The sequence below is a fragment of the Deinococcus pimensis DSM 21231 genome, from assembly GCF_000519345.1.
Taxonomy (GTDB): Bacteria; Deinococcota; Deinococci; order Deinococcales; family Deinococcaceae; genus Deinococcus_A; species Deinococcus_A pimensis.
The window spans coordinates 24666-29974 of sequence record NZ_KI912656.1 but is presented as its reverse complement, the minus strand read 5'-3'; the positions used below and the strand labels follow the sequence as shown (position 1 = coordinate 29974).

General features: G+C 69.7%; 4 protein-coding genes. 1 reads left to right on the top strand and 3 read right to left on the bottom strand.

Annotated features, from left to right (window positions below; all coding sequences use genetic code 11):
- Window positions 1-6: 6 nt before the first annotated feature.
- From DEIPI_RS0116095 to dnaK, 3 genes are all read right to left on the bottom strand, one after another.
- Window positions 7-888 carry a DnaJ C-terminal domain-containing protein gene (locus tag DEIPI_RS0116095; protein WP_027482447.1) on the bottom strand — a complete coding sequence of 294 codons (882 nt, stop codon included), beginning with the start codon at window positions 886-888 and terminating at the stop codon, window positions 7-9.
- A 121-nt stretch (window positions 889-1009) separates the two neighbouring features.
- Complete coding sequence (locus DEIPI_RS0116090; RefSeq protein ID WP_045234505.1) at window positions 1010-1621, bottom strand: nucleotide exchange factor GrpE; 612 nt, start codon at window positions 1619-1621, stop codon at window positions 1010-1012.
- A 101-nt stretch (window positions 1622-1722) separates the two neighbouring features.
- Window positions 1723-3588, bottom strand: coding sequence for a molecular chaperone DnaK (dnaK, locus tag DEIPI_RS0116085; protein WP_027482445.1), 1866 nt, complete (start codon window positions 3586-3588; stop codon window positions 1723-1725).
- 261 nt (window positions 3589-3849) lie between these two features.
- Here dnaK and ftsH point away from each other — a divergent pair.
- Window positions 3850-5309: ATP-dependent zinc metalloprotease FtsH (gene ftsH, locus DEIPI_RS31770; protein ID WP_045234504.1), on the top strand; the 1460-nt coding region annotated here is incomplete at its 3' end.

The window sequence follows — 5309 nt, the reverse complement described above, 5'->3', positions numbered from 1 at the left end:
ACCGGGTCAGGGCCTGAGCGCCGCGAGCTGTCGGTAGAGCTCCTTCTCGCGTTCCGTGAGGTCCGACGGGAGCGTCAGGTTGAGCTTCACGTACAGGTCGCCCGCGCCGCCCGCGCGCGGCCAGCCCTGACCGCGCAGGCGCAGCGTCCGCCCCGAGGAACTGCCCTCGGGCACCTTCAGCTCGATGGCGCCGCGCAGCGTCGGCACGCGGACCGTCCCGCCGATCGCGGCGGTCGGCACGGGCACGTTCACGCTGGTGTGCACGTCGTCGCCGCGCAGCTCGAAGCGGGCGTCCTCCAGGACGCGCACGGTGAGCAGCAGGTCTCCGTTGCCGGGCGCCTGCCCCGCGAGCCTCAGCCGTGTGCCGTCGCGGGTGCCCGCCGGGACGCGCACCTGGATGCGGCGGTCGCCCACCGCGATGGTGTGCTCCGCGCCCTCGAAGGCCTCGCGCAGCGTGACGCTCAGCTCGCCCTCCACGTTCTGCACGAAGCGCCGCCCACCGCCGAGCCCGCCGAGCAGGTCGTCGAGATCCACGCCCGCGCCGCCCCCCGTGCGGAAGCCGCCGCGCCCCCCGAGTCCGCCGAACAGCCCCTGGAAGAAGTCGCTGAACTGCGTGGGGTCGATGCCGGAGAAGTCCGCGCCGCCCTGATACGCGCCCTGCGGGACGGTGCCCGCGTGCCCGTACTGGTCGTAGAGCTTGCGCTTCTCCACGTCGGAGAGCACCGCGTAGGCCTCTCCGATCTCCTTGAACTTCTCGGCGGCCGACTCGTCGCCCTGGTTCTTGTCGGGGTGGTACTGCTTGGCGAGCCGACGGTAGGCGCTCTTGATGTCCGCGTCGCTCGCCGAGCGCGGCACGCCGAGAATGTCGTAGTAGTCCTTGTAGGCCATGGGGAAGCTCTCAGTCGTCAGCGGTCAGCTGTCAGGAAGGAAGGTCGAACGGCAACGGACGGGGATGCGGGCGCGTGGGCCCCGGGGCGCGGTGTGGCCGGACGGAACCCACACCGACCGCTCAGTTCCCGGACTTCTCCACGACGACGCGCGCGGGCCGCACGAGGCGGTCGCCCATGCGGAAGCCCACCTGGTAGACCTGCGCGATCACGCCGTCACGCTCGCCCGGCACGACCGTGAGGGCCTCGTGGAAGGCCGGGTCGAAGGGTTCGCCCTCGCGGCCCGTGGCGCTCAGCCCGAGCTTCTCGAAGGTGCGCAGGATGGTGCCCGTCACGCTCTCCAGCCCGCCGATGAGCTTGGCGGGATCCCCGCGGCCCATCTCCAGCGCGCGCGCGAGGTCGTCGTAGATCGGCATGAGCTCCTCGGCGGCCTTCGCGACGCCCTTGTCCTGCGCGTCGATGACGTCCTGGTTGGTGCGGCGGCGGTAGTTCTCGAAGTCCGCCATGAGCCGGGCGTAGCGTCCGCGCAGGTCCGCGAGTTCGCGTTCGGCCTCGTCGGCCTTCTCGAGTTTGCGCATCATCTCCTCGACCTGCGCGAACATCGCGGGGTCGAAGGCGGCGTCCTCGTCCTCGGTCTCGGTCGCCTCCACCTGCTCGGCGTCCACGATCTCGGCGTCGTGCGCGGCGGCCTGGGCCTCCTGGGCGTCGTTGATGCTCTTGTCGTCGTTCGTCATGCTGCTCCTGCGGAAGGGCCATCTCGGCATGTGGGGGCCTCAGGGCGCGGGGGAGCGAGGCGTCGCCTCGCCCCCCGCGGGTGGTCGTCGGTGGTCTGCGTTCAGTCGGCGGGCTTGAAGTCGGCGTCGATGACGTCGTCGTCCTGCTTCGGCTGACCCTGGGCGTCGCCCTGCGCCTGAGAGGCGGTCATCAGCTCGCGCAGCGCGTCCTCGAGGCGCTTCTGCACGTCCGCGACGCGGGCGTCGTCGTCACCCTTGGTGGCCTCCTCGGCCTCGTCGGCGAGGGCCTTCACGCGGTCCTTGAGGGCCTGGTCGGCCGCGCTCTCGTCGATCTGCTGGAGCGCCTGGACGCGCAGGCTGTCGAGGGCGTTGCGCTTCTCGATCTTCTCGCGGCGGGCCTTGTCGGCGCTGGCGTTCTGCTCCGCCTCGCGGACCATGCGCTCCACCTCGGTCTTGTCGAGGGTGGTGGTGTTCTCGATGCGGATGCTGGCTTCCTTGCCGCTGGACTTCTCCTTCGCGGTGACGTGCAGGATGCCGTTCGCGTCGATGTCGAAGGTCACCTCGATCTGCGGGGTGCCGGCGCGCATGGGCGGGATGCCTTCGAGCTTGAAGCGTCCGAGGCTCTTGTTGTCCGCCGCGAGGGGCCGCTCGCCCTGCAGGACGTTGATCTCCACGCCGGGCTGGTTGTTCTCGGCGGTGGTGAAGACCTCGGTCTTCTTGGCGGGCACGGTGGTGTTGCGGGTGATGAGGGGCGCGATCATGCCGCCCTTGACCTCCACGCCGAGCGTGAGGGGCGTGACGTCCACGAGGACGATGTCGCCGAGGCTCGCGTCACCGCTGATGATGCCCGCCTGCACGGCGGCGCCGAGCGCGACGGCCTCGTCGGGGTTGACGGACTCGTTGGGCTCCTTGCCGACGATGTCCTTCACGATGCGCTTCACGGCGGGCACGCGGGTGCTGCCGCCCACGAGGATGACCTCGTCGATCTGGGCGGGGCTGAGCTTCGCGTCGCTCAGCGCGCGCTGCACGGGCTCGCGGACGCGGCGCAGCAGGTCGCCGATGAGCTCCTCGAACTTCGCGCGGCTGAGGGTGCGCTCCAGGTGCAGGGGCGTGCGCGTCTCCGGATCGAAGGTGATGAAGGGCAGGCTGATGGTGGTCTCGCTGGCCTGGCTGAGCTCGATCTTGGCGCGCTCGGCGGCCTCGATGAGGCGCTGCAGGGCCTGCGGGTCCTTGCGCAGGTCGAAGTTGTGGTCCTTCTTGAACTCGTCGGCGAGCCAGCTCACGATGCGCTGGTCGAAGTCCGCGCCGCCGAGGTGCGTGTCGCCGGAGGTGCTCTTCACCTCGAAGACGCCCTCGCCGAGTTCGAGGATGGTGACGTCGAAGGTGCCGCCGCCGAGGTCGAAGACGAGGACGGTCTCGTTGCCCTTCTTGTCGAGGCCGTACGCGAGCGCGGCGGCGGTGGGCTCGTTGATGACGCGCAGCACGTTGAGGCCCGCGATCTCGCCGGCCTGGCGGGTCGCCTCGCGCTGGCTGTTGTCGAAGTAGGCGGGGACGGTGATGACGACGTCGCGGATGGTCTCGCCGATCTTGGCGCTGGCGTCGTTGACGAGCTTGCGCAGCACCTCGGCGCTGACCTGCTCGGGCGCGAGGTCCTGGCCGTTGGCCTCGATGCGGACGCCGCCGCCCTGGCCTTCCTTCACGACGAAGGGGATGCGGCCGGCCTCCTCGCGGATCTCGTCCCAGCGGCGGCCGATGAAGCGCTTGACCTCGAAGAGGGTGGCCTTGGGGTTGAGGGCGGCCTGACGCTTGGCGATCTGGCCGACGAGGCGCTCCTCACCCTTGTACGCCACGACGGACGGGGTGGTGCGCGCTCCCTCGGCGTTCACGATGACGTCGGGCTTGCCACCCTCCATGACGGCGATGACGGAGTTGGTGGTCCCGAGGTCGATTCCGACGGCTTTGGGCATGTGAACTCTCCTGGTGTGGAATTCCTGTCTCCGCTCCGGAAACAGTTCTGATCTGCAGTCATCATAAGGCCACACTTGGAGCGTGTCAACAGACTTGAGTGCAGTCGTATCAAGTTTGAAGTGGGGGTGAACGCCCACGACCGCGAGATCGTCGGACCCGCTCCAGACCGAAGAAAACGTGGACGCGGCGTGGCCCGCAATCTCTACGAGAGCGTTGCCTAAGTCTCATCGCGGGGCGAGGTGGGCGAATAGACTGGGACCATGAAGCAGGGAAACTGGGTGTGGTGGCTGCTGCTCGCGGTCATCGGCGTCATCGTCGTCGTCAGCGTGGCCGCGCCCAAGCCGCGCGACACCGCCATCACCCTCTCGGACTTCGCGGCGGCCCTCGACGCCCGCCAGATCGAGAGACTCGAACTCACCAACACCGGCGGCGTCGTCGAACTGCACGGCAACTACAAGGGCGGCACCGGCGACCGCGCGGGCCGCGCCTTCGAGACCCGCACCCTCCCCACCGACCCCATCATCAACATCGACAACCTCAACGCCAAGGTCGAGCGCGTCACCATCACCGGCGTCAGCCGCTTCAACTGGCTCTCCGTCCTCTCCACCCTCCTCACCGTCGCCCTCATCGGCGTGCTGCTGGTCTACCTGCTGCGCGGCAACCGCGGCGGCGGCGGCGCCGACGCGGCGGGCAACTTCGGCAAGTCCCGCGCGCACATGCTCGCCGAGGGCTCCATCAAGCTCTCCTTCGCGGACGTGGCGGGGTGCGACGAGGCGAAGACGGACCTGCAGGAGGTCGTGGAGTTCCTCCGCAGCCCCGAACGCTTCCACTCCCTCGGCGCCCGCATCCCCCACGGCATCCTCCTCGTCGGCCCTCCCGGCAGCGGCAAGACCCTGCTGGCCAAAGCCGTCGCCGGCGAAGCCCGCGTGCCCTACTTCAGCATCAGCGGCAGCGACTTCGTCGAGATGTTCGTCGGCGTCGGCGCCGCCCGTGTCCGCGACCTGTTCGATCAGGCCAAGAAGGCCGCGCCGTGCATCGTGTTCATCGACGAGATCGACGCGGTCGGCCGCAAGCGCGGGCTGAACTTCAACGGCGGGAACGACGAACGCGAACAGACCCTCAACCAGCTGCTGGTGGAGATGGACGGCTTCGAGAGCAAGCACGACATCATCGTGCTGGCCGCGACCAACCGACCGGACGTGCTGGACGCGGCGCTGCTGCGCCCCGGGCGGTTCGACCGGCAGGTGGTGGTGGACGCGCCGGACGTGCGGGGCCGCGAGCACATCCTCAAGATCCACGCCCGCAAGAAGCCCCTCGACCCCACCGTCAACCTCGGCCTCGTCGCCAAGCGCACCGCCGGAATGGTGGGGGCGGACCTGGAGAACCTCCTCAACGAGGCCGCCCTGCTCACCGCCCGCGAGGGCCGCAAGAAGATCGCCATGCGTGACCTCGACGAGGCCGCCGACCGCGTCCTGATGGGCCCGGAGCGCAAGACCCTCGTCATCCCCGAGCAGGACAAGAAGGTCACGGCGTACCACGAGGTAGGGCACGCGCTCGTCGCGCAGCTGCTGCCGCACGCGGACCGCGTGCACAAGCTCACCGTCGTCCCGCGCGGAGGCGCCGCGGGCAACACGGCGCCCACCCCCGAGGACCGCATGCACTACACCCGCGAGATCCTGGAGGACACGATCGCCGTGGCGCTCGCCGGGCAGGCCGCCGA

What these genes read in the sequence shown, in the direction of transcription:
- DEIPI_RS0116095 (WP_027482447.1), bottom strand. Translation starts at nt 888, where the DNA reads ATGGCCTACAAGGACTACTACGACATTCTCGGCGTGCCGCGCTCGGCG.
- dnaK (WP_027482445.1), bottom strand. Translation starts at nt 3,588, where the DNA reads ATGCCCAAAGCCGTCGGAATCGACCTCGGGACCACCAACTCCGTCATC.
- DEIPI_RS0116090 (WP_045234505.1), bottom strand. Translation starts at nt 1,621, where the DNA reads ATGACGAACGACGACAAGAGCATCAACGACGCCCAGGAGGCCCAGGCC.